This window comes from Roseovarius azorensis (genome assembly GCF_900109455.1).
Lineage (GTDB): Bacteria > Pseudomonadota > Alphaproteobacteria > Rhodobacterales > Rhodobacteraceae > Roseovarius > Roseovarius azorensis.
The window spans coordinates 1-21103 of sequence record NZ_FOAG01000007.1 but is presented as its reverse complement, the minus strand read 5'-3'; the positions used below and the strand labels follow the sequence as shown (position 1 = coordinate 21103).

23 protein-coding genes are annotated in these 21103 nt (G+C 58.7%); 4 read left to right on the top strand and 19 right to left on the bottom strand.

What is annotated here, in order from left to right; translation table 11 throughout:
• Positions 1–4: 4 nt before the first annotated feature.
• The 13 genes from BSG08_RS11545 to BSG08_RS11485 form a co-directional block, all read right to left on the bottom strand.
• Positions 5–409: a hypothetical protein gene (locus BSG08_RS11545; protein WP_093036888.1), complete on the bottom strand. Its 405-nt coding sequence runs from the start codon at positions 407–409 to the stop codon at positions 5–7.
• Entirely contained in the window at positions 406–594 is a 189-nt protein-coding gene (locus BSG08_RS11540; RefSeq protein ID WP_093036885.1) for a hypothetical protein, read from the bottom strand. The genes BSG08_RS11545 and BSG08_RS11540 overlap by 4 nt, the downstream gene beginning before the upstream one ends.
• Positions 591–1577, bottom strand: coding sequence for an ATPase, T2SS/T4P/T4SS family (locus tag BSG08_RS11535; protein ID WP_093036882.1), 987 nt, complete (start codon positions 1575–1577; stop codon positions 591–593). Before BSG08_RS11535 ends, BSG08_RS11540 begins: the two co-directional genes overlap by 4 nt.
• A 4-nt stretch (positions 1578–1581) precedes the next feature.
• Positions 1582–2961 (bottom strand): TraB/TrbI/VirB10 family type IV secretion system protein, encoded by a 1380-nt coding sequence (locus BSG08_RS11530; protein WP_093036879.1) that lies wholly within the window; start codon positions 2959–2961, stop codon positions 1582–1584.
• Positions 2958–3626 (bottom strand): TrbG/VirB9 family P-type conjugative transfer protein, encoded by a 669-nt coding sequence (locus tag BSG08_RS11525; RefSeq protein WP_425439280.1) that lies wholly within the window; start codon positions 3624–3626, stop codon positions 2958–2960. The genes BSG08_RS11530 and BSG08_RS11525 overlap by 4 nt, the downstream gene beginning before the upstream one ends.
• A 28-nt stretch (positions 3627–3654) precedes the next feature.
• Positions 3655–4311, bottom strand: coding sequence for a VirB8 family type IV secretion system protein (locus BSG08_RS11520; RefSeq protein ID WP_047997957.1), 657 nt, complete (start codon positions 4309–4311; stop codon positions 3655–3657).
• Between the two features lie 14 nt (positions 4312–4325).
• Positions 4326–5135: a type IV secretion system protein gene (locus BSG08_RS11515; protein ID WP_093037326.1), complete on the bottom strand. Its 810-nt coding sequence runs from the start codon at positions 5133–5135 to the stop codon at positions 4326–4328.
• Positions 5135–6289, bottom strand: a complete 1155-nt coding sequence (locus tag BSG08_RS11510; protein ID WP_175544771.1) for a lytic transglycosylase domain-containing protein — start codon at positions 6287–6289, stop codon at positions 5135–5137. Before BSG08_RS11510 ends, BSG08_RS11515 begins: the two co-directional genes overlap by 1 nt.
• Before the next feature lie 153 nt (positions 6290–6442).
• Positions 6443–8818 (bottom strand): VirB4 family type IV secretion/conjugal transfer ATPase, encoded by a 2376-nt coding sequence (locus tag BSG08_RS11505; RefSeq protein WP_093036870.1) that lies wholly within the window; start codon positions 8816–8818, stop codon positions 6443–6445.
• Positions 8808–9086, bottom strand: a complete 279-nt coding sequence (locus BSG08_RS11500; RefSeq protein ID WP_093036867.1) for a VirB3 family type IV secretion system protein — start codon at positions 9084–9086, stop codon at positions 8808–8810. Before BSG08_RS11500 ends, BSG08_RS11505 begins: the two co-directional genes overlap by 11 nt.
• A gap of 12 nt (positions 9087–9098) precedes the next feature.
• Positions 9099–9392 (bottom strand): TrbC/VirB2 family protein, encoded by a 294-nt coding sequence (locus BSG08_RS11495; protein ID WP_093036864.1) that lies wholly within the window; start codon positions 9390–9392, stop codon positions 9099–9101.
• The gene (locus BSG08_RS11490; protein ID WP_093037323.1) at positions 9389–10003 is read right to left on the bottom strand and encodes a lytic transglycosylase domain-containing protein; all 615 of its coding nucleotides are present in this window, start codon (positions 10001–10003) and stop codon (positions 9389–9391) included. Before BSG08_RS11490 ends, BSG08_RS11495 begins: the two co-directional genes overlap by 4 nt.
• Positions 10004–10046: 43 nt before the next feature.
• Complete coding sequence (locus tag BSG08_RS11485; RefSeq protein ID WP_093036861.1) at positions 10047–10415, bottom strand: hypothetical protein; 369 nt, start codon at positions 10413–10415, stop codon at positions 10047–10049.
• A 141-nt stretch (positions 10416–10556) separates the two neighbouring features.
• On the opposite strand from BSG08_RS11485, the gene BSG08_RS11480 reads away from it, so the two are divergent.
• The 4 genes from BSG08_RS11480 (at position 10557) to BSG08_RS11465 (ending at position 12493) form a co-directional block, all read left to right on the top strand.
• Positions 10557–10877, top strand: a complete 321-nt coding sequence (locus tag BSG08_RS11480; protein WP_245770672.1) for a hypothetical protein — start codon at positions 10557–10559, stop codon at positions 10875–10877.
• A 124-nt stretch (positions 10878–11001) separates the two neighbouring features.
• A complete protein-coding gene (locus BSG08_RS11475) occupies positions 11002–11259 on the top strand; it encodes a helix-turn-helix domain-containing protein (RefSeq protein WP_093036858.1) in 258 nt (85 codons plus the stop codon).
• Positions 11260–11419: 160 nt separating this feature from the next.
• On the top strand, positions 11420–11650 hold the full coding sequence (locus BSG08_RS11470; RefSeq protein ID WP_093036855.1) for a hypothetical protein: 231 nt from the start codon (positions 11420–11422) through the stop codon (positions 11648–11650).
• 600 nt (positions 11651–12250) lie between these two features.
• Positions 12251–12493 (top strand): SOS response-associated peptidase family protein, encoded by a 243-nt coding sequence (locus tag BSG08_RS11465; RefSeq protein ID WP_175544770.1) that lies wholly within the window; start codon positions 12251–12253, stop codon positions 12491–12493.
• Between the two features lie 41 nt (positions 12494–12534).
• Here BSG08_RS11465 and BSG08_RS11460 read toward each other — a convergent pair.
• From BSG08_RS11460 to BSG08_RS19255, 6 genes are all read right to left on the bottom strand, one after another.
• Positions 12535–13637 (bottom strand): IS3 family transposase gene (locus tag BSG08_RS11460; RefSeq protein ID WP_093037317.1). Its coding sequence is split into 2 segments (ribosomal slippage): positions 12535–13385 and positions 13385–13637, totalling 1104 coding nucleotides; the frame shifts between segments, so codons are not numbered across the junction.
• A 97-nt stretch (positions 13638–13734) separates the two neighbouring features.
• A complete protein-coding gene (locus tag BSG08_RS11455; protein WP_093036852.1) occupies positions 13735–15156 on the bottom strand; it encodes an amidase in 1422 nt (473 codons plus the stop codon).
• Complete coding sequence (locus tag BSG08_RS11450; protein ID WP_139274562.1) at positions 15153–17162, bottom strand: ABC transporter permease; 2010 nt, start codon at positions 17160–17162, stop codon at positions 15153–15155. The genes BSG08_RS11455 and BSG08_RS11450 overlap by 4 nt, the downstream gene beginning before the upstream one ends.
• Entirely contained in the window at positions 17159–18208 is a 1050-nt protein-coding gene (locus BSG08_RS11445; protein WP_093036846.1) for a quaternary amine ABC transporter ATP-binding protein, read from the bottom strand. The genes BSG08_RS11450 and BSG08_RS11445 overlap by 4 nt, the downstream gene beginning before the upstream one ends.
• A gap of 99 nt (positions 18209–18307) precedes the next feature.
• Positions 18308–19255: a glycine betaine ABC transporter substrate-binding protein gene (locus BSG08_RS11440; RefSeq protein WP_093036844.1), complete on the bottom strand. Its 948-nt coding sequence runs from the start codon at positions 19253–19255 to the stop codon at positions 18308–18310.
• Positions 19256–19441: 186 nt separating this feature from the next.
• A complete protein-coding gene (locus tag BSG08_RS19255) occupies positions 19442–20269 on the bottom strand; it encodes a helix-turn-helix domain-containing protein (RefSeq protein ID WP_139274561.1) in 828 nt (275 codons plus the stop codon).
• Positions 20270–21103 lie beyond the last annotated feature (834 nt).

The window sequence follows — 21103 nt, the reverse complement described above, 5'->3', positions numbered from 1 at the left end:
AACCCTACCAGTTTCCAGCGGCTTCGCAGAATGGCATGGCTTCGCGTCGCAGCTCATTTGCCTGCCGTCGGTATTCTGACGTCGCTTCCACGATGTCCCAGTATTCAGATGCGGCGAAATGCTCGACGAAGACGCCTTCCGCTTCCTCCCAGGATGGATACCGCGTCGGACATTCACAGCTTTGGGCTTCAACGATCCGTTGCATGCTGTGCGCACGATAGATTTGTTGGATCAGGAGCCGTTTGTGGGACTCGCGCACGTCGATGTCTTGCATCCACTGTGGCTCTGTAGGCTGGTCGGGACAGACATCTGGCTGATTGTCGAGCGTTGGGATCAGGTTCCGTTCAGCGACGACAGCGGTTGTGCCGAGAACGACGAGCAGGCCTCCAACTGCAATGGCTCGCATCATTCTGATGCTGCCTTTGTCCCAACAGTTTCACGCTTCAAGAACGTGATGTAGCCGTAGTCACCCGCCTCGGCGGTGATGACTTCCCACCCGTCCGCGCCGCGCTCATTCAAGGCGTTTCGCATCGCGTCGTAGTCCTTTTGTTTTTTCACCTGAAAGAACAAGATATCATATTCAAAAGTCTTCATGGGGAAGTTCCAATCTCAATTGCGCCGGGGAGGTAGAATTCGGTGATGCCGCGTTTGCCGTCATGGCGACCGACCTGGATGATCACGTCGATGGAATTCTCGATGTACTGGATCATGTCGGCATAGGTTATCGGGATCTCGGTTTTCAGTGCTGCGATCGCAAGCCGCTGCACGGCCAGTTGCGGTGTTTCGGCATGCAGCGTGGTCATGGACCCGCCGTGGCCGGTGTTGATGGCTTCCAGAAAGGTCATGGCCTCCTTGCCGCGCACTTCGCCCAGGATGATCCGGTCGGGGCGCATGCGCAGCGTGGCGGTGAGAAGCACATCGGCGGTCTGGAATTCCGCGTCGCGATTGGCGATGAGGGTCACTGCATTTGGCTGGGTCGGCAGCAGCTCGGCGGCTTCTTCGATGGTCACGATGCGTTCCTCGGATGGCACGTGAGATAGGATCTTGCGCGCGGCCACGGTCTTGCCGGTGGAGGTGCCGCCCGAGACGATCATGTTGAGTTTGTTCTCGACGCAGAAGGCGAGCGCGTCATCGATCAAACCCGCGGCCACCACGGCGCGCAAGGCGCGCTTTTTTTCGACGCGCAGGTCTTCGAGCTTGCGCTCTTTTCCGTAGAGGAAATCGAGTGCGATGCCCTCGAGTGGCAGGCTCGAGAAGAACCGCAGGCTGATCGACATGGCCGAGAGCACGGCGGGCGGGGTGATGACCTGTGCGCGGATCGGGCGCCCCTTGTAGGTGATCGAGACCGAGACGATGGGGCGGTCCTTGCTCATCGTGGTATTGGCCGAGGAGGCGATCTGGTTGCCGAGGTCCCTGACCTGAACGCCCGTAAGCCTCTGGTCCAGCGCGCGCATGAAGTGATCGCCCTGGAATTCGCCCCAGCAGGTTCCGTCTGGGTTGATGCAGATCTCGATGACATCGCCGCGGGCGGCGGCGTCGATCCGGTCGAGCGAGGTTTCGAGATAGCTCAGCGACATGGGCTCAGAATATCTCCAGATCGCGGTCGACCATGACCGTGACGCGGACGCCCTGGTCGACATAGATGACGGGGCCGATTGAGAGATAGTCGCCGATGACGCTGTCCGTCGCATCTGCCAGATCATCGCCCACGTCTTCGAGAACGTCGGCGGCAGTCTCATCCTGGACCTCGGATGCGGCGGCACTGGGTGCGGCGGAAATCAGCGAGATCAGGGCGGCCGACCCGAAACGCTCGGCAAAGCGCGTGTCTATGAGGCCGGTGACGCCAGAACGGCCCAGTTCATCACCTCCGAAGGAGCTGATCTGGACGGTCTGGCCCGCGGGCAGGATGATCCGGTCCCAGGCAATCGTGACGCGGCGCTGCGCGATATCGACGCCGGCGCGGTAGCGCCCGATGAGGCGGGATCCGCGGGGGATCAAGAGGCGCGCGCCATCGACGCTGTAGACATCCTCGGAAACCACGGCACGGGTCTGGCCGGGCAGGGAGCTGTCAAGGGCAGTTTCCATGACGGCCTGGATCATGGTGCCCTGGATGATGGTGTTGGAGGGATTGGCGATCACCTCGGCCTGCGTCACCGTCGAGGGCAGCGCCCCGTTCAGCACGAAATCCGTCACCTCACCAAAAGTGCGTTCGGTCAGAGCCGTTTCATTCGCTCCGGACGTGCCGCCAAACGCGATGGTGGGCGAGGCGATGCGCCGCTCCTGGAAGGCGCGTTCTTCCGCTGCGCGGCGCTCCAGCTCGGCCATGCGCCGGGCTTCTTCCTCGCGGCGCAGTCGCTCTTCTTCGCGCGCGCGCAGCTCATCCTCCGTAGGGCCCGCTGGGGCGGGTTGGGGCCGGCTGGCCTCGAGTTGGGCCAGTTCCAGATCCATGCGTAATTGCTCAAAGTTGCGATCCCGGGCCGTCAGTTCGTCCTGGAACCGTTGCTGTGCGGCTTCCGAGGCGGCTTGCAGCGCAGCGATCTGAGCGGTCAGCGCGTCGATCGCCTCTGCGGCGGCGGTGTCTTCCTCGACGACCGGTTCAGGGGCGTTGCGCAACTCCTCGATCTGGGCCTGCAGGGCGGTGATCTGCGCCAGAAGCTCCGCGTTGGGCTCGACGGGGTCTGGTCCGACGAACACAACCTCGGGCTCGGGCGGGGCCAAGGTCTCGATGGCGCCAAAGCCGTCCCCCTCGTTTTGGAAGACGTCCGGGGTAGCCGTCGGCAAGGCTTCCTCTTCGTCGGGCTGTGAGAGGAGATAAAGCAGGGCACCACCTGCGCCGATGACGAGGACCACGATCAGCGCGAGAAGGGGCGACCGGCGCTGCGCCGCTATGGGGGCGCGGGCACTGCCTTTCTCCAGGGCGGCGAGGCGCTTTTCCAGCTCAGTGTTCTCGGTATCGCTCATGAGCCCACCCCCGCAGGTGGTGTGGCCTCGATACAGACCACCTCGTCACCGATCCGCAGGACCCACTGCCTGTTAACCCCCGAGACCCGGATCACGCCATCTTCGGTGGCTTGCGTGTTGACTGTCCGTTCGCGGCCATTCGTGTAGCGGAAGATCGCCGGCACCGGCGCGTTTCGCGGAAATTCGAAATACGTAAACGTCCCGTCATCCCAGACACGGGTAGGGGTGAACTCGGTCCGAGCGCTGGCCCCGTAATTGTAGTTCGGCGCTTGGGACGCGATGGCCCGGGTCGGGCGCGCATTGTCCTCCGGATAGCGGAACTGCACCACGTAGAAGGTTGGGCTGCGGACCTCCTGGACGTTGAAGTAATAGCTGCGGCGGTTGGTATAGACGGTCACATTGGTATGGACGCCACGCGCGACGGGCTTGATCGCGAAGGCCTGACCGCCGGGCACGCCGTCGATCTCGAAGCCCTCCGTGTCGCCAGCGATGATCGAACGGATGCTTTCACCTTCGCCGAACTCGACGGTGGTCACATGGGTGAGCGAGACGTTGAGGCGATAGACCTGACCTTCTTGAAAAGTGGCCAATCGCACCCGGTTGTCATTGGGGCCACCGCGCGGGATGGCCTCGGCGAAGGCGAGGCCGGGCAGCAGCACAAGCACAATTGTTACGAGGGCCTTCCTAAGCAAACTAATTCTCCAATCTGTCGGAGCGGATGGAATATTCGAGGACGGTGAAGCCGAATGGATTGGTCCAGACCTCATCGATGGAGCGGCGGGTCTCCGGGCGGAACTCGAAGAGAAGCGTCGCAGTGAAGAGGCCGGTCTGGGTGCCGTTAATGGACGTCAGGCGCTTGCGCAGGCGGACCGTCGCGCGGTTGGTTCCGATCCGGTTGATGCTGAGGATTTCCACGTCGAGCCGGGCATTTGGGCCATAGACCGTCGGTGGGTAATTCTCGTTGGCGCTGTTCCAGATCTGGCGCAGCCCGCTCTCGGCGGCCCCGTCCGAGCGGCGCAGGACGCTGCGGATGCGCAGATCGTTGTCGAGCTGGTTATAGACCTCCCGGTCGGCCACATAGCGGAACACCTCCGCCTCGATGATCGCCTGGTTGGCGGTCACCGAGGAGGCGCCCACCGAGGCTTCGGGGAGTGCAAAGCCGGTGGCGGGATCATAGGGGACAACGACGGGGGGCGGGTCGACATCGAGGATCGAGACAGCCGCGGCACTCAGACAGCCGATGATACCGAAGACAAGGCCCATCAGGCCAAGGCGTTGCCAGAGCCGTTCGCGGCGCAGGGCACCGTAGACCAGTTCTTCCTCGATGATTTCTTGTTCAGTCGCCACCATTCATGCCCCCGCGATTACTCGGCCCGCAGGTCCGGCAAGGTGAAATCCATGAAGCGCTGCTCTTCGGCGATGGTGGCGGCATCGATCACGCCGCCTGCGCCATCGCCCACGGTCTGGATGGCTTCGAGCTGCCACATGGCGACCAGCGCAATTGCGAGCTCCGCTGTCACGCGCGTGTTGAGATCGATGCTTTCTTTGAGTTCGTCCATATCGTCGATGAGCCCGACAAGGCGGTCGACCCGCTCGAGCGATTGGCCGGCATCCTCATAGCTGTTCTGGGCGGCGGCTGAGACGAGTGCGCCGGTTGTTGCCTGCGTGGCCACACGGTTGGCCCCGGGATTGCCGCTGGTGGCCATTTCCGAGAGGGTGTCCTCGTCAAAGCCGAGGTCTGCCAGCACCCGGTCCATCTGGGTTTCGATTTCGCCTGCGCCGGAGCCCGAGAGGCCCGAGAAATCCCCAGTCTTGATCGCCTCAATCGTGGCGAGGATGTCCCCGAACTCCTGGTCGAGCAGACCGTTCAACTCGTCTTCCATTTCCGTCCGGATGATTTCGGGAAGCTCGGCAAGTCGGGTGAGCGCTTCATAGGTTCTTTGCAGCTCCGCGAGTTGATCCGTGAGTGTGGCAAGCTGTTCGCGGAGCTGCGTCAGCTGCTCGTTTTGCAGGATCTCGTCTTCGATCATCTGCCGCAGCTGCTGGATGTTTTGCGCGATGTTCTGGGTGTCGACGACCGGTACACCTTGTGCTGCGGCAGGGGGTAGGGCGCTGAACTGCAAGCCAACGCCAAGTGTCGTGGCCAAAGCTGTCCTCAAGAGCAGATGTCCCATCATTCAATCTCCCTGATCGTAAAATCCATGAACGCGCCTTCGGCCATGCGGGCGCTGGCCTGGGCCAGCTCTTCGGCGGAGAGCACGCGCGTGCGGGCGGCCTGCAGCCGGACGCGGGCAGCCACGAGGCGCACGAGTTCGGCGCGGGCATAGGTGTTGAGTGCGATGCTCTCCTGCACGTCCTCGGTTTCGGAAATCCGTTCGACGATATCCGCAATACGCAGGGCGGCTTGCCTGATCGCGGCGGGTGAGTTGTTGCCATAGAAGGCCGCGCCATGACCCGTGATTGAGAGGTTGGCATTGGCCAGAAGCGCGGGGTCGATCGTGCCAAGCGCGTCGATCCCGCCGATACGGCTCAGATAGAGGTTATAGCGTTCAGGGATGACCGACACGTAGTGCTGGGTCTCGCGGAAGGGTGGCACGCCGCCATACTCGAAAACCCGGCCTGGTCCGGCGTTATAGGCCGCGAGCGCGTTGATGATATTGCCATCGAATGTGTTGAGCTGGGTCGCGAGATAGCGCGCGCCGCCATGCACCTGCAGGTAAGGGCTGTCATAGTATTCCGGGTTAATGCCCAGATCGCTGGCCGTGCCTGGCATGATCTGGGTAAGGCCAAAGGCACCGACCGGCGAGCGGGCGCCGATGGTGAAGCGGCTTTCCTGCCAGATGAGGGCCTGCAGAAGGGCGCGCCATTGAATCGGTGAAAGGCCCGCGCGGCCAACACCCGCAAAGCCGCTGGTCTCCTGGGCCACGCGGATGATGAGCTGCTCGATGTTTTCCGCCGCATCCCCGAAGATCTGCGCACCGCCGGGATTGGGATCGATGTCGGCATTGCCATAGACGGCTTCCACGGCGCGGTCGGGATCGCCGCTGCCGCTTTCCAGCCCCGAGACCATGGCGGGCAGGCCCTGACCGCCGAAGCTGGTCTGGGCATCGAGGATGCGTCGGAGGGTTTCCAGCTGCTCCCGTTCGATCTCGGCGATGAGTTCGCGCACTGCAAGCTTGTCGGCCTGAACAGCCAAGTCTGCCTCGCGATCGCCGGTCTCGACGATGTCACGCGCGGTCAGCCCACTGTCATTGGTCGGCACGCCTTGAGACAAGGCGAGACCGGGCAGCAGGCAAAGTGCCAGGATATGAGGCAGGCTAGACTTCAATGTCGCCCTCCGGGGTGCCAAGGGGTGTGAAAGTGCAATCCGGAGCAATGGGTGTTGTCGAGGCCAAGAACGTGAAGCAATTGGCCTGCGGTTCCTGATACTGGGCGCAGGAGGCCAAAGCGCCGAGCGCGGTGAGAAGCAACAAAATGCGAATCATGAGAGTCTCCAGAAGTCCGGGCGGTCGCGGTAATCGGCGCCGACGAACGCCTCGCCTTTCTCCATGCCGCCGAGGATGGTGAGATTGGGCCCGAGAGCACTGAGATCGGCATCGACCACGATCGAGCCCTGATCGTCGCGGATCAGCGCCAAGCGGCTGTTGCTGCCCGTGTTGAGAAGGACGTCGAGCTCCTTCTCCGTGAGGTTCAGCATGGCGTAATCCGCAGGCTGCGCGCGGATATTGGGGAGCAGGATCTGCGTCGGAACGGCTTCGACGATGGTCTTGCCGGTCCGGGTGCGCTCAAGCTGGCTTGCATATTGCGTCATCATCACCGCGACGGTGTTCTGCTTGCGCGCGGTCACCAGCCAGTTCGACAGCCGCTCGGCGAAATACGCGTTATCGAGGGCCTTCCAGGCCTCGTCGATCACGATGATGGTGGGGCGGCGGTCCTCGATCTCGCGCTCGACCCGGCGGAAAAGATAGGAGAGAACCGCCATCCGCTCCTTGTCGGCCTCGCTGTCGAGAATGCCGGTCAGATCGAAGCCCACCACATCGCCTTTGAGCGAGAACGTGTCCTCGAGGCTCTGCCCGAAGATCCAGCCATAGCGGCCGTCCTCAGACCATTCGAGCAGGCGCTGGTGCAGATCGCCGCCATCATCGGTGGACACAAAAAGCGATGCGAAATCCCGCCAGTTCCGCAGGGCCGGGTTTGTGGCCTGCGCGTTCTGGCGCACGACTTCCTGGATGCGATTGGTCTGGGCAGGAGTGAGCGGCTTGTCGGCGCGGTAGAGCAGGGTGGCAAGCCAGTCCGAGAGCCAGGCGGTGCCGCGCGCATCGGTCTCGGTCCAGAGCGGGTTGAGGCCCGTGGGCTGACCGGCGTTCAGGGAAGCGTAGCGCCCGCCATTGGCGCGGACCGCCATCTCCATACCAAGACGGTAATCGAAGACGAAGATCCGCGCGCCTGCGCGACGGGCTTGCGTCATCAGAAAGGCGGACAGCACCGATTTGCCCGACCCGGGCCGACCCATGATCAGGGTATGCCCGCTGGTCGGTTCTTTGTCCGGGCTGCCCTGCTCGTGGTAGGAAAACCGGTAGGCGCTCTGCTCCGGCGTGGGCAAATAAGTGACGACCCGGCCCCATGGGGTTTTCGCGGCGGGTTTGCCGAGCTGTGTCCGGTGAAAGGCCGCAAAATCCGCGAAGTTGCGATTGGTGACGGCGCTGGCGCGCACGCGCTTGGGCTGGTTGCCGGGGTGCTGGCTGAGGTAATGCGCCTTGGCCGCGACCCGCTCGCCAATCATCTTCACGCCTTCGGTTGCGGCGGCGTTCACGATCTCGGCGCTGAGGGTCTGCAGCTCTTCGAGCGTGTCGCAAAAGAGCGTCACGACCATGTGATGCTCGCCGAAGCTTTGGCGCTTGGCCTCGAGATCATCGGCGGCGATGTCGAGGGCTTCCAGGAGCGAGAGGGCTGCGTCCTGGCTGGCCTGCATCTGGCGCTTTTGCCGCTTGATGCGGCCCGCCATAAGGTTCGAATTGATCGGCGTGAAGGAATGCGTGACGATCATGTCGACTGGCAGGCTCAGCATGTCGAACATGGTGCAGGAGGTGCCTTCGGAATATTCCCCGATGGTGAAACTCTTGCCGTAGCGATGGCCCACGACGCCCTCGGAAAGCTCGAAATGGTCGCCGTGAAACGTCACGCGGGTATTGGCGACGTTGACGGACAGAAAGCCGTAGGTGTTGGCTGGGTAGAGCGGCAGCTCGGTGCCCATGTTGAGGGCCCCCAGAAACCCGACCAATTCTCCCGTAGCGGCCGATAGGAGGCGCGGTTTGAGTTCGGCGAGCCCGGAGAGAAAGACGTTCACGGCCTCGCCCAGGCGCTGCAGGCGTTTGCGGGTCTCCTCTCTCAGCCGGTCCGGCGCGCTGTGGCTGAGGAACGGCAGGAGGCTTTTCGGGGGTGGGCGGTGAATGACGGTGAGCGTCAGCGTCTTGTCGCGCAGCCCGCTGGTCTCGAGTTTTGCGCGCCAGCGCCGGTCCACCTCGCCTGCGAAGCTGTCCTCACGGATCGGGTCGAGATCCGGTTTGATGACCTTGGAGACCTTGTGGACGTAATAGCTGAATTCCGGCCCGAGCTGCGCGACGATGCGGGCAAATAGCGCCGTCAGTTTGTCGAGATAGGCATCGTCGGTCGTGTAGCTGTTGATCCCCTCGAGCCGGATGCAGCGGAAGAGTTCGTTCACCCGGGTCCGCACGGTCTGGTCGTCAACGAGGCTCACATAGGGCAGCATATGCGCGAGGCGGGTCTCGCGCGCATACCAGTCCGGCGTCATTGTGCGGGCATCGAGCGCATCATCACGGGCGTCATCACGGGGCATAGCTGTCCCCGCCATGGATGGACCTGTTGCGCGTGGGCGGTGTCTCCTGCAGGGCTGTCATCATCACGTCGATGAAGCGCGGGTCCCAATCTGCGGCCTTCCACAGCACCGGATAGAGCAGGGCCGCGACAGCCAGCACCGCGATGTGCTGGACCCAGACGAACAAGAGCACCGAACCGAAGAGCCAGACCATCGCATACATGATGGGCAGGCCCAGAAGCTTGGGCGGGCGCACGAGACCCAGGAAGAGGGGAGATCGATCGGCCAAGGAACCTGCCTCTCAAGGGGCGCTGAAAACGGCGGCGACGATAGTCGGGGCGGCGGCGACACCGGCGATGCCCACCAGGACCCAGAGCGCCTGGCGCAGATCGATGATGTTGAAGAACCAGCTCAGGAAGACGCCGAGGACCGCGAGTGTGGCGATTACGACGCCGAGCGGGCCGGTCAGCGCATCGACAATGCCCTGCAACAAGCTTTGGATCGGGGAGAGATCGATGCTTTGGGCAAGGGCGGGCTCGGCAATGAGCAGGAATAGCGCCAGTGAGGCGACAAAGAGGTTTGAAATCTGTTTCATGAATTTGATCCTTCCAATCGGGCCACGACAGCCATGACGCGGGCCACGTGGTTCTGGGTTTCTCGGTAAGGGGGAATGCCACCGTGTTGGCGCACGGCGTCGGGACCGGCGTTGTAGGCCGCCAGCGCCAGGCGCGGATCGCCGAAGCGCTCCAGCATCATCGCGAGGTAGCGGGCCGAGCCGTCGAGGTTCTGCAGCGGATCACGCGGGTCGACGCCCAGATCACGCGCCGTCGCTGGCATCAATTGACCCAGGCCAATGGCACCTGCACTTGAAATCGCATCCTGCCGGTAGGCGCTCTCAACCTCGATATTGGCCCGATAGAGAGCCAGCCAATCCGTCACGGAAAGCCCCGCGCGACGCAGGCCGGGATGGCCGGCATAGCGCAAGGCCGTGGTCTGAATCCCGGAGAGGACATCGGCGCGGGGCAGGGGAGTCGGGCGGGCAAGGGCCGCGACTTGGACGCCCTCTTGCTCGGCCTCTACCTCACCGAAGATCGCGATCCCATCGGAGGCCGAACCCTGACCAATGCCGTCATTGTAGTTCCGGGCAAAACTGTTCTGAGACCGGGATGGGGTCAGAGAGCCGTCGCTCTCCATGACCAGGACCATTTGCGCGGAGGCTGGCGCGGCCACCAGCCAGAGACAGACGAGGCTAGGTGTCAGCGCCCTTGTCTGATGGGGCTTTGTCTGACGGCGCAAGTTTGTGCGTACGGCTTGTCCCCGCCTCAAGCGGCAGGTCGACATGCGCAAAACCAAGGCCAATGAAGAAGGACACCACGCCGGTGATCGTCTTGAACTCGCGGATCTTGATATCGTTATACGTGGTCCGTGTGCGGGCGGTGACCAGGAGCTTTTCCACGCCCTCGTCCGAGACAACGCGCATGACCCAGACCCCGTAATAGCTCGGGCCCTTCTTGTGTGCCGATTCCTGGCACAGGATTTCAGCGCGATAGCCGCTTTCCACGAGCTCGCGGAACCTGGCTTCCGTAACCACATTTGGTGCTTCGATGTCCCAGTTCATGGCCCGGCTCACGCTTTCTCCAAAGACGCAACCCAAGGCATTCCTACTTGATGCCCAGAGTTACGATAGTATACTATCAACCGCAAGATGTAATATCGTGCTTTGGCTGTAGTTTGGTCACGCAAACACTAGGCACGGCCAATGCCCACGATCAAGGAGATAACAGGTTTGAGAAACCCAAGGTTGACAGGCCTGCTCCGATTGCAAGCTCTGGCCCTTCTGGCCTGTGTCCCCGGGCCGGGTTTCGCGGCGTCCTGTCTCGCACCGGCCCGTCCCTTCCTCCCAAGCGATTCGCCGGCGGTACTGAATTACGCCGACCTGATCCGTGGCGACTTCGAAGATTACATCCAGGATATCCAGTGCTACTTCCGTTGCCTCGACGAGGAGCGCGCCCGTGCGTTCGAGGAAGCGCGTGAGGTCAGCGAAGACTATGGCCGTTTCCTGCAATTGTTGGGGGATTGATGGGTCACTCAGGGTGCATTGGACTTATCGCCCTTGGAAAGACGACACTGATACCGCCCTCATGTATCCACTTTTTAGATAACAGATTTTATCCGCTAGCGACGTCACGAAAGGTATGTGACGCGTGGCAAAGACAATCAGAAGCAAAGGACAGGTGGCACTCTGCCGGGCGTTGGTCGACGCCCGGACCAAGGCAGGCCTTGGTCAGGAGGACTTGGCGGCTAAGCTCAATTGCCACCAATCCCTCGTGGCGCGTATTGAAAGCGGCCAGCGCCGGATCGACGTCGTCGAACTGGTTGTCCTGGCCCGCGCCATCGGTTTTGACGCGTCGGAGGTTCTGGCGATCGTCGCGGCCGCCACGGAGCCCGACCACAGGATTTGAACAAGATAATTGATCGGCGACAAGGGTCTACCCGCGTTCTGATTTGCGGGCAAATCTCAGCCACTGACCTGTCTGCGATTCCTATCGCGAGGTGATAGCCGTCCTTCCGAAACCCCAAGCCGAGACGAGTTACAACACAATAGGGGAAAGTTGGTAAACAGTGAACGAAGATGAGGTTGAAGGCATCGCGGTTGCGCGACTGGTCGGAGCAGACGGGTGCAAAGTTGTGGGGTGGGTGTATCGTTGGAATACAGGCGTGCTGGCCGTGCGGTGGGAGGACGGCCCGCAAAGGGTCTCAGGCTGCGCGCCTGATCTCAATGACGCGGAGAAGCGCGAGATCGATTTCGACGGTTTGGCCCGTATTCCGGTCCGCGGCAATGATCAGGGCTAGTTTTAACGCAGTCCCAGGTGACCGTGGGCGGTATTGCACGGTACCGTTATCTGCCCGCAAGCATGCCGGTCAAAGGCAGCTGGAAACCCATTGTGGCGCAAGCTTGGCGTCCAGATGGAGTCGTTTATGACTGGGGGCGTAATAGCAGACCAAACTTACCGGTAATCTGCAGCGAAGGTGCCTGAAGAGTCCTTGTCGGGCCCCTATCTCGCCGGTCGCTAGCGCCTTGGATGCCGCAGTGTAGCTCGTCATTATTGCCATTCGCCGCGACCTCAAAATCCAACTGCGAGCGAACTCACGCTGTGCAGGACAAAGTGTAAATTCACTGTAGCTGCTCCAATGATCGCCTTGATCATTCAGTGTTGATCGCCGTCAGAATGACTTCAATGTTCGAACTTGCTTTATAAGGGATGGGTCACGAGGGCATTTGATCCGACGACAGGGCGGCAGACGACAGGGCGGCACATGCGGGTCGACCCGCTGGAGCAGATCCCATAGCGCAGCGCAGTACCAGTGACCACCCGATTATAATGGGGGCTTTACTCAAACCAGATGTTCCGCGAATGTTCTTGCCTCTCTTCCTGATTCCCGGGTGATCCGATGTGCAACCTCTATTCCCAGACCAAGAGCCAGGACGCGATGCGGCATGTCTTTGACGACATGATCGAGGAGGATGAGGCGTTCGAGGATGCGACAGGCAACCTGCCACCGATGGCGGGTATATATCCCGACCATGCCGCACCGATCATCCGGCGTGGCGAGGGCGATTGGCAGCTGACCAGGGCACGCTGGGGCATGCCAACATGGAGTGCCCCCACTGAAGTGGTCCACCAACTGGGATAGTATTATCACGGGTGGACTTCACCCCGTCTTTGGTCCGGGCTTCATGCGACCTTTCGGGCTGGTTTCAGTTGGGCCGCAAAGGCGCTCGGTGTCAAGTTTCCGAGCGCCGAGTGCGGCCGTTCTTCGTTGTAGTCGATCCTCCAGTCATTGATGCGGTGGCGGGCATCAGCCATCGAAAGGAACCATGAAGTGTTCAGGCATTCCTGACGCAACCGGCTGTTGAACGCCTCGATGAAGGCATTGTCCGTGGGCTTTCCGGGGCGGGAGAAGTCGAGCTCGACCTTGTTCAGGTAGGCCCACTGGTCGAGCAGCCGCCCGGCAAACTCGGGCCCATTGTCGACCCGTATGCTCCGCGGTTTGCCCCGGCTCCGGGCGATCCGGTCGAGTTCCTCGACAACCTGGTAGGCCCGGAAGTTCGTCCTCGCAACGGTCGCGAGAGCCTCTCTCGTATGGCAGTCCACGATGGTCAGGATCCGGAACGGCCGGCCGTCGAAGAGCTTGTCCGACATAAAGTCCATGGCCCAGACATCGTTCAGGGCATCGGCCTCGGAGCGTCCCGACCGATAGCGGCACGCGCGCCGGCGCCTGGGGTTCCGCGTTCGGATCGAAAGGCCTTCCTCGCTGTAGAGCCGGTAGGTACGCTTGTGGTTCACGTGCCAGCCCTCCCGCTGGAGCAGGACGTGCAGCCGCCGGTAACCGTAACGCACCCGCGCTTCCGCCAGTTCCTTGATCCGCATTCGGAGCTCCACGGCGGGATCCCGCCGAGACCGATATCTGTGGGAAGCCCGCCCAAAGCCCATGGCCCGGCACGTCCGACGTTCCGACAACGCGAAAACCTCCTGGTAATGACGGATGACTTCGCGGCGACAGACGGGCTTCACCACTTTTTTCGCAGGGCGTCCTGCAGCATGGTCTTGTCCAGCGTCAGATCGGCAACCAGGCGCTTCAGCTTCGTGTTCTCGTCCTCGAGCTGCTTCAGACGTCTGATCTCGGACACGCCCATCCCGGCGTAGACCTTCTTCCATCGGTAGAACGTGGCTTCCGCCACGCCCATCTTGCGGCAGATCTCGCCGACGGTCGTGCCGGCCTCCGCCTGCCTCAGCGCGAACGCAATCTGCTCGTCGGTGAATCGTTTCTTCGGCATCTGGACACTCCTCTCGCTTCCGAAGTGTGCCCGAAAATTCGCCATCAGAACGGACCAGTTTCAGGGGTCAAGACCAGGGAACAGGTGGGGACAATCATTACATAGCGGATTGGACAACGCTCTCTATCGCCAAAGCCACCCTAAAGGCACGCCTGTCATCGAAAGGCCGTGATACCACCTGGAGCCCAACCGGGAGGCCATTGTCGTCAAGTCCTATCGGCACAGATAGGGCAGGCAATTGGCCCAACATGTTGAAATGCGGCGTAGCAACCCAGTCGTAGTCACTGTCGAGCTCAACACCGTTGATTGTCATGCGTGTCCAGGGCCTTTGTTCAGCACCGACGCGATTGGTAAGGACGACAGGGCAAATCAGCGCATCAAACTTGTAGATCACGTCCGATAACTTCGAATACAATTGGCTCTTGGTTTCGATTGCTCTGGAAAACACGGAAACATCACAGTTACGGGCAGTATCTCCAATCCATGTGATGTAATCGCATACATCCATCCCGTGTTTATCGAGCATATTACCAAGCTTGGTCGCAACCAAGCCGATAGCGTAAGCTTTGGCGTCGTCGATCACATTGCTGGGCCAGTCGATATCTGGTTCTTCAACGACAATACCGACGCTCCGCATTTGCTTGATCGTTGCCTGGATCACGGCCAGGATACTGGATGTTGGTGCTGTTTTACCCAATCCTGTTGAAAAAGCTAGCCTCAGGCCCGCGACGCCAGGATTGACTAAAGGTAACTCCACACGTTCACTTAATGAGCCAATGTCGGATGGATGCATGCCACTAATGACGTTCTGGAGCAAAGCGCAATCACGAACGTTTCGCGCTAGCGGTCCAATAACGTTGTAGGGATCTTGTCCTTCAACAGGATCAGGAATCCTGCCGGTTGGTGGTTTGTAACCTACGACACCGCATAAGGCGGCTGGCACTCGGATGGAACCGGCGCTGTCCGCCCCGATCGCGAGCGTACTTGTACCTGCAGCGAGGCTCGCAGCGGCGCCGCCGGATGAACCTCCTGGTGTCAAGTCTGGGTTCCAGGGGTTGCGCGTCACACCCCATAACCGCGTTGCGGTGATCCAGCCGAAAGCCAGCTCAGACGTTGTGGTTCGGGCATGGATTATTCCACCTGCATTTCGAATGCGTGTGACTACCGGATGGTCGCGCGTCGCTAGGTTGTCGCGATATACGATGCTCCCGTAGGTGGTGTGTGCCCCTTTTTGGTCAAGCACATCCTTGATTGTGACTCCCAGGCCTTCAAGCGGTCGCAGATCGTCGACGCGCGCGAGATAGCGTTGCTCTGCAAGCCTTGCTGCTTCCATTGCGGTGTCAAAGAATGTTTCTGTGAAGGCGTTGATAACAGGTTCGACCTCGTTTGCGCGAGCAATCTGAGCGCTCAACAGCTCGACAGGGGACAAACTGCCCGAACGGAACAGATCAAGTGCTTCGTGGGCATTTAGCCGGCAAAGTGGATCTTCGGTGGCAAACGTCAGTTCTGGCCGATTCATCGGATGTTCCGCTTCACGCGGTGCTGCATGTTTCGACCTGCTTGCCCGATCAAGCGGTCTGTGATTATCGAAAGGAATGCGATACCAAGACCCGCGATGATCCCCTCACCTGGTTGTACTTTTGAAATGGCAACGAGCGTGTCGTGCTCAAGTCCGCGAGTGCCGACGAGCGCAGTAATTACCAACATGCTGAAGGCAAACATGATAGTTTGATTGATGCCAAGCATGAAATCCGGGAGAGCAAGAGGCAGCTGGACATGCCATAGCTTTTGCCGCGCGGTGCAGCCAGACATGTCCGCGACTTCAACGCTTGAAGCCGCAATATTGCGAATACCCTGCTTTGCGTATCGTATGCCTGGCGGTAAGGAATATGCTACGATAGCAATAAGCCCGGCAAATTCGCCCACGCCCACAAGCATCACGACAGGTATCAGGTAGACGAAGCTTGGCATGGTTTGCAGCGTGTCGATGACGGGCGTCACAATGCGGTCAGCCGTGTCGTTCAGTCCCGCCCAAACACCGATTGGAAGCGCGAGTATCAACGTGACAATCACGGATAACCCCACAAGGTACAAGGAGACCATTGCTCCTTCCCAGTAGCCCGTTATGGCTATGAAACATAGCAACCCCAGGCTCATCAGCGCCAGCCGCGTCCCTCCTATTATGAAGGAGACTGCTGAAACGACTGCAACGAAACCTGTCCACGGCACGCTCAATAGAAAGGTTTTGACTGGTCGCATAACATATCCGATTAGCGTTTCGCGTACGGCTTTGATCTGAGGGTAGAATGTGTCGCTGATCCATAGGATGCCGTCGTTCCAAAAGCTGCCGGTTGAGATAGTAAGCCGGTCAGGATAGGTCTGTAGCGCGGGAAAGACCCAAGTCAAAAAACATGCTGCCAGAGTGAACACTAGCGTTGCCGCAACAAGTACATGCCGCTCCCAGAACGATTTCGCGTTACCGTGCACATGGTTCGGTCGCCGCACAGCAATTGCCCGTGAAATTTGATCGAGAGCGATTGCCAATAGTGTGATAGCTATTCCCGCCTCAACTGCGTCACCAATCTTTAGTGATTTGAGTCCTTGATAGACCTTCCCTCCCAAGCCGCCCGCACCGATGACCGACGCGATAATCACCATTGCAAATGTGAGCATTATGACCTGGTTGAGTCCTATGAGTAGGTTTTGCCGCGCGGCGGGTACCATGACGAGCCACATTTTCTGTCGACGGTTGCAGCCACCCATGGTGCCGAAATCGCTGATATTGGTCGGTACCCGTTGCAACGCGAGGGTCGTGACACGCGCCATTGGGGGCATCGCGTAAATCACCGTCGCAATCATTGCGGCCACGGGATTGAAACCGAAAAGTAGCAACACTGGGACGAGATATGAAAATGTCGGAATGGTCTGCATAACATCATAGACAGGGACAAGTACGGCATTTGCGCGTGCGCTACGATAGCCCCAGACGCCCAATAGCAGTCCCAGAACGAAACTGACTAGAACGGCAATCACCACCGATGAGAGTGTCAGCATCGCTGGCTCCCAAAGGTCGAATATCAGAAAGTAGGTTAGCGTTATGAACGAGACTGCTGCGACGCGTCGGCCTCCTGCCCACCAAGCGAATACGGTCAGTCCAAAAACGACAGCCGGCCAGGGCATTGATGGGATGAAGGTAATTTCGCCGTTTGCGTGGTAGAAGGTAAATCCCTCTGAAAGTATGCCCTGCAAAGCGAGCATCGGGATTTCCAACACATCTGCAAAGCTGCGCGTCACTTCAGAAAGTGTGATCCCATTGATGGCAGCGTCATTAACCAGATACTTTATCGCTTGCGTAATTTTGCTGGCGATGTTCCATTCCCAATTTTCTGGGTAATAGCGCAGCCAGTTTCCGTGATCTGTTAACAGCCAGACCAGCGCGGCGAATAGAATCGACATTGATAGAATAAGTGCGTTCGTACTCTGGGAGCTCTGGCGCAAACGATTTTGTGCGGCAACATCGGTCACGTTTCCGCCTCCTTGTTCATAAGCACTGCGGCAACTTTAGGCGCGTCTATTGTTCCAATAATCTGGCCATCTTCATCGGTCACCGGTACTGGATCGCGATAGCTGAGAACCCTTTGGGCAATGTCGCCAACGAGCGCGTCCGCTGAGACCGGTTCGATCAACAAGCCTTTGTTTGCTGGCCCCATGACCGTACGAACACGCACCACTTTGCTGCGTGGGATGTTCTTTGTGAATTCGGTAACATACGGAGTTGCAGGCCGCGTGATAAGTTCTTCGGGCGTGCCGATTTGAACGACGCAGCCCCCTTCCATAATAGCGATCCGATCGGCAAGGCGCACGGCTTCGTCGAAATCGTGGGTTACAAAGACAATTGACTTTTGCAGTAGGTTTTGAAGCCGGAGGAATTCATTCTGCATCTCCGTCCGGATAATGGGGTCGAGCGCCGAAAACGGCTCATCTAAGAACCAGATCTCAGGTTCGGTCATAAGACTGCGTGCGATGCCCACACGTTGTTGTTGCCCGCCAGACAACTCATGCGGCCAATGATTTCCTCGTCCTGACAGGCCAACCAGATCCATCATCTCCCGTGCCTTGGAATGGCGTAGCGTCTTGGAAATGCCCTGAACGCGCAGCGGAAACGCGATGTTGTCCAGGACTGTCAGGTGCGGCAATAGAGCAAAGTCCTGAAAGACCATGCCCATCTTGTGACGCCTGATCTCTATCATTTCCTCGTATGACGCGGTCTTGAGATCCGTCCCGGCTACCTTGAGTGAGCCGAGTGTCGGCTCTATTAGTCCCGTCATACAGCGAAGAATCGTGGACTTTCCCGAACCAGAGAGGCCCATGATGACGAAAATCTCACCTTTGCGCACGTCAAAGGTCACGTCGCGCGCGGCGGATATCGTTCCGGTCTCTTTCAGAATTTCAGTTGAAATGTTCTGGCCATATCTCGCAGCAAGGGCTTCGGCCCTGTCACCATAGAGTTTCCAGACCGAACAGCATTCGATCAGCGCTTCGCGATCCGTAGTCGATGGGTGCGGCGTCATCCGTTCAATTAATCCTGTTGCTTGATGGGCGCCGACATGTGGCAAGATCGGTCTGGTCGCTCCTGCGACCAGACCTCCAATGGCCTTGGGAAGCGAGAACTAGTTGATCCAACTTTCCCAAGTAGCTTTGTTCTCGGACATCCAGGTATCAACCGCTGCATCGAGTGATGCGCCATCTACGTCTATGCTTTTCAGGACGCTGGCAGCTTGTGCATCGGTCAGCTCAAACCTGTCTATGATCGCCTTGGCTTCAGGCTCTTCGCTGAGAAACTCGGAATTTGCGAAAATCCAGAGTGAACCGACCTGTACGTTGCAATCGTGCGTGGCGTCAGGGTTCACTCCCCACGAGGCATCGCTCACACATTCCTCAGTGTATTCGGGGAACGCCACAAATTCGCCCTCGTCGCTCATGAAGTACCAATGCGGAGTATATCCCCAACCAATCACTGGCTCGCCACGCTGAGCGGAAGTTGAAATGGTCGCGACCAGCGCGGCAGCGCTACCCGATGCGATTGGTTCCACGTTTATGCCAAATGCATTTGCCATTTCCTCTACCGGCATAATCCAGTCGGCGGGTCCTTCGATGAAGCGAGCTTTGGGTGCTGTTTCGGCAGTAGCAAGCGCATCGATGCAGGCGGGTTGCGTTAACGCCTTCCAGTCCGGAAGGCCGGGACAGTGTTCCTTGAGTGACACTGGGTACCACCAACCCTCAGCTGAACTCACACCCGTCTTGCCGGCATTCACGGCCTTGCCACTTTCCGTCGAGCCTTCACAAAGTTCCATGGTCGATTGCCAGCAGACTGCGAACTCCAAATCACCTGTCTGAATGCCTGAGAAGCTTGCAGTATAGTCGGCCTGAACATACTCAACACGATAGCCCGCACTGGCGAGCGTTTCCCCCAGGATTTTGGAGATCACATCAGTAGAAGTATCGCTGACGATGGGTATTACAACAGGAGTGGTCCTGTCTGTGGCCAGTGCGTTTGACGCGGGTAGCGCCGCCAGAACTGCCAAGAGTGCCGCGCGCGACTTAGTAATTGTTTTCATTACTTATCTCCTTGTTGATCGAAGTCTCCGCACAGCCTGGCGTCCATTTTCATGAGGCCTCGGGCGTCATACTTCCGCATGGTTAATCGAGAAAAGTTTTCAGCGATCGAAGTGTTGCAGATAAACTGAGAGTGCAGAAGTCGCGTTTTGCATCTAAAATAGAGACAGAGTGCGACAACTTTTCTACTAGAAATGAGACCAAGATCGTCCAACAAACCCATGGTCACCAGGCTTGTTAACGTTAACTGTGGCTTGTCTGATCTCTTCAGAAATGGCTGGATCGTCCACATCGAATAAACCGGACGATTTCAGAGTTTCGCGGATATTGATTTGTTCTCCAAGCGGTTCCCAGACAACGTGATAACACGCAATGTCTCGCGCCGCGGAACTGCTTATCCCCAGACTAAGGCCCGTTAGAACTGACGCCTGATCACGCAGTGCCGGATAGAGTAGTGTGGTCCAGATCATTTGGCCGGCGTTAACTTCACGTTCGTGTACGAAAATCCGCTCTCCCGTGTGAAACGCAATCCCAGTATACTTTAGCGTCCTGCGTGCTCGATGCTTAACTGAAGCATAGTTTTCGATGTTCTTTACGTAGATGAAGCCACGCTCACGATGCATACGCATAAGCGAACACTGGATTTTTCCAGGAAATTCAATTGGGCGATAATAGCAATGATAATAGCCTGTGAAGGGTGTCATCGCCTTAAGATTGTTGGGATTGATACGGTAAAGTTTGGCGACGTATTCGCCAAATGGGTCAGCCTCATGCTCAAGCGGCCTGCGGATTGCCATCAGGTCACGAAAACTACCGGGATCCATGAGTACTTCATGCTCCTCCACACCGAAATGATTACAGATCTTCAGCATGTTACGCCTGGAAGGTCGGCTCTGGCCGTTAAGATAACGATGAAACTGTTGACGATTGATGGCTAGCCGTTCGCAAACATCGGAAATTGACCTCGAATAGCTGCACAGAAGATGTAGGTTCTCAGTGAAGTTGTCTGGGCGCATGATGAACAGGTTTCCGATTATAGTGCCTTTACTGAGCTACCTTACTTTACCAGTCTCACAAACCATCTCGGATTTTATGGAACATGTTTGATTGCAGTTGGTCAGCTACGGCCTGGATTTCCGAATCTGCGTATCCATCGTCAAATGATTTGGAATGGATTGACTGATTTTTATATGAATGGCAGCGGCCAAGCCGTTTGATGTTAGGCTGCTCGGCTCTGATAGATCAAGCGCCGGATCTGGATGGTTTGTTCTCAGTGTTATTCGTTCTGCCAGAATTGTGGGTTTGCGGTTCAAGTGGACGCTTGTGCCGTTAATCCTTAGTGATCTCAACTCAACGCTAGCTCAACCCACTGACGCAGCCGCTTGATCTGGGCCGTTCAGGTGTAGGATACAATTCCGCTTCTTGCTGTTGATGGCTTTGCGGTCAAGACGTGCTCGAATAAATTGAGATGTTAAAGATACTTGACCGTCTCGCGACAAGTGTCGTGCGACCGTGTCGTCGCTGACTTGAATACCCAAATGGTGCAACAGCCGTTCTATAGTCTACTCGCCTGTCGCATGCCTCAGAGGGCTGACAATCTCTATGTGGGTCCAGCATGTTGAAATCGCCGTAGCAGGTTACTGCTTTGGAATTGGCGTCGTCGTGGGCGTCCGCGGGTCGGTGGCAATCATGCGATTTGCCAGCCGATAGGCGTTGGTCGACGTAGCGCTGTGGATGCAGCTGGTGACTTCCTGCTCACCGTGCTGCCTGACGCGCCACAACGGCCAATGCGAATTCAACCAGATAATCGTTCAGCGCGCGTGATGCGTCTGTTGCGGCCTCGGCATTGC